Origin of the sequence: uncultured Corynebacterium sp. (assembly GCF_945649885.1) — a bacterium.
Taxonomy (GTDB): Bacteria; Actinomycetota; Actinomycetes; order Mycobacteriales; family Mycobacteriaceae; genus Corynebacterium.
In genome coordinates, this window is record NZ_CALZFS010000200.1 from 1 (window position 1) to 2,773 (window position 2,773).

General features: G+C 59.1%; 2 protein-coding genes and 1 tRNA gene. 1 reads left to right on the plus strand and 2 read right to left on the minus strand.

Translation table 11 applies throughout. The annotated features are described in order from the left end of the window. The coding region (locus Q0M74_RS13715; RefSeq protein WP_293955399.1) for a CueP family metal-binding protein at window positions 1-423 on the plus strand (423 nt) is incomplete at its 5' end. Window positions 424-532: 109 nt separating this feature from the next. Here Q0M74_RS13715 and Q0M74_RS13720 read toward each other — a convergent pair. After that, window positions 533-605: transfer RNA gene (locus tag Q0M74_RS13720), tRNA-Arg, on the minus strand. Window positions 606-806: 201 nt separating this feature from the next. Then, the gene (locus Q0M74_RS13725; RefSeq protein ID WP_293955401.1) at window positions 807-2,390 is read right to left on the minus strand and encodes a DASS family sodium-coupled anion symporter; all 1,584 of its coding nucleotides are present in this window, start codon (window positions 2,388-2,390) and stop codon (window positions 807-809) included. Window positions 2,391-2,773 lie beyond the last annotated feature (383 nt).

The window sequence follows — 2,773 nt, forward strand, 5'->3', positions numbered from 1 at the left end:
AACCACCTGGACCGCCTGCCAGTGGATGAGCGCCCCACCGACATGCTCGCCTCCATCCAGCAGGCTGAACTTGTCATCAGCACAGGAACCGAGGAAACAGCACTGCCGCTACCCGAAGGGCAGGCATACATCTCCATCGCCCCCTACGCCGAGCAGACACACACCTGCCACCATCACAGCCTCACCACCTGCCTGGGTGAGCTAGCCAATGAGCCTGTCACGGTGACCATCCGTGATGACAACTCCGGCGAGATCCTGATCGAGCAGGACACCATCACCTATGACAATGGTTTCATCGGTTTCTGGCTGCCCACCGACCTGGAAGGCACCATTGAAATCTCCCACGACGGCCGCAGTGGCAGCACCCCGTTTTCCACCCGGGAAGACGGAGCCACCTGTGTGACCACGCTACAGGTGGCCTAAAAACAGCTTGTCGACGCCCGCGGTGGGGGGGGCGTCGACAAGCATGCCCCGTGAAGGGAGCAGGGAACACAAAAAATCCCAGTCAATATGACTGGGATTTTTTCAACTGTGCGCCCGGAGGGATTCGAACCCCCAACCTTCTGATCCGTAGTCAGATGCTCTATCCGTTGAGCTACGGGCGCAGTGTAGATTCACGCTCGAGGCGCTCTCTGCAACGACTGATAACATTACACTCGCTTCCACTTTCCTACAAATCCCAAGGTCAGGGCACTAAAGAGAAGGAAAGCTCTACGTTGCAGATACCGTGGATGAACATGGCCCGCATCCCCTGGGGAAATCTGGGGGTGCGGGCCACAATCAAACGCAGGAAACCTACAAGGTAATTAGAGAACCATGCCGAAAACAGGGATGGCAATCAGATAGGTGACGATGGTGATGAGCACCAGGGCGATTAGGTTGAGCCAGATGCCGCCCTTGACCATCTCGTTGATCTTGACATAACCGGAGCCGAAGGCGATGGCGTTCGGCGGGGTGGCCACCGGCAGCATGAAGGCACAGGTTGCAGACAGTGCAACCGGAATGGTGAGCAGGAGGACGTTCTGCTCGCCACCGGCGGTGAGACCGATTCCGATGGCCACACCACCCATGATGGGCAGGAAGGTAGCAGCAGTTGCGGTGTTGGAGGTGAACTCAGTGAGGAAGAGAACCAGCGCTGCCACGGAGAAGATCAGCAGGATCGTCGGCAGACCACCGAGGCCCTTGGCCAGCTCGCCGATCCAGAGGGACAGACCGGTCTGGGTGAACATCGCGGACAGGGAGAGGCCACCACCGAAGAGGATCAGCACATCCCATGGGGTTTCATTGGCGGTCTTCCAGTCCAGGAGTCGCTCGCCGGTCTTGAAATTGGCTGGAACGGTGAAGAGGATGACGCCGGCGATGATGCCGACCATGGCGTCGTGGATGGCCAACGCGGAGCCGGTCCAGTCCAGCACCAGGGGCACAAAAACCCAGGCGAGTGCCGCAGCGAGGAAGACGATGCCCACGGAGATCTGGGGGCGGGTCCATGGTCCGAGCTTGCGGATCTCTTCGCGGATCAGTTCTCTACCACCGGGAATCTCATCGATCTCCGGCTTGAACACAGTGGTCAGCACCAGCCAGGCCAGGACGGTGAAGATGACCGCCATGGGCACACCGACAAGCATCCACTGGCCGAAACCGATGTGGATGTCATGAGCTTCAGACATGTAGGCAGCCAGCAGGGCATTCGGCGGGGTACCGATCAGGGTGCCCAGGGAACCGATGGATGCGGAGTATGCGATCGACAGCATGAGGCCGGTGGCGAACTTCTTCTGATTCTTCATACCTCCGACGGTTTCCGCGGTCAGCACCAGAACGGACATGCCGATCGGGAGCATGACCACAGCCGTGGCCGTGTTGGAGACCCACATGGACAGGAAGCCGGTGGCCACCATGAAGCCCAGAACCAGCTGCTTCGGCTTGGTTCCCACGGCCAACACCACAGCGAGTGCCATGCGGCGGTGCAGGTCCCACTTCTGCAGACCCAGGGCGAGTAGGAAGCCGCCCAGGAACAGGAAGATGGTGGGGTTGGCATACGGTGCCGCTGCCGAGGCAAATGAGGTCACCTGGAACAGTGGGAACGCGATCAGTGGGATCAGGGCGGTCGCCGACAGCGGAATCGCCTCAGTCATCCACCAGGTAGCCATCAGCACGGTGGTGGCCGCGGTGATGCGCATGGCCTCACGAGAATATTCAGCTTCAGGGTCAAAGCCGGTGGACTCCATGACGACTTCCACCGCGTTTGCCGGGAAGAAGAGGTAGACCAGCAGTGCCAGAACAGCACCGGTGATCAGACCCCGTGCCTGACGGTGCCATTCTTTGCGGTTGCCCACTTTTATCACGTCACCGGTTGCACCGGTGTCGTTTTCCTTCACTTCAGATGCGCTCATCGCAGCATGGTCCTTTCACTGGCCTTCTCAACCACGGAATATTAACGCCCCGCCTCCGCCCTTGCGCAAAACGTCATACACAATAAGGTATGACCACATGGACCGGCCACGTGCGCCAGACGAACTACCTGCGGAATCGCCTTTCATTTTGATACGGAAACCTTTACCGCAGCCACCCCTCCCCACCCCCATAATAAAAATTATGCTAAAAAACCTCACCCCGCTTGAGGATGCCAACCTCACCCCACCCCCACCGCGAGGTGGGGCCCCAGGGAGAATTCCAGGGAACACGAAAACCCTGGTGTGATCTTCTCAGACCTCACCAGGGTTTCAACTGTGCGCCCGGAGGGATTCGAACCCCCAACCTTCTGATCCGTAGTCAG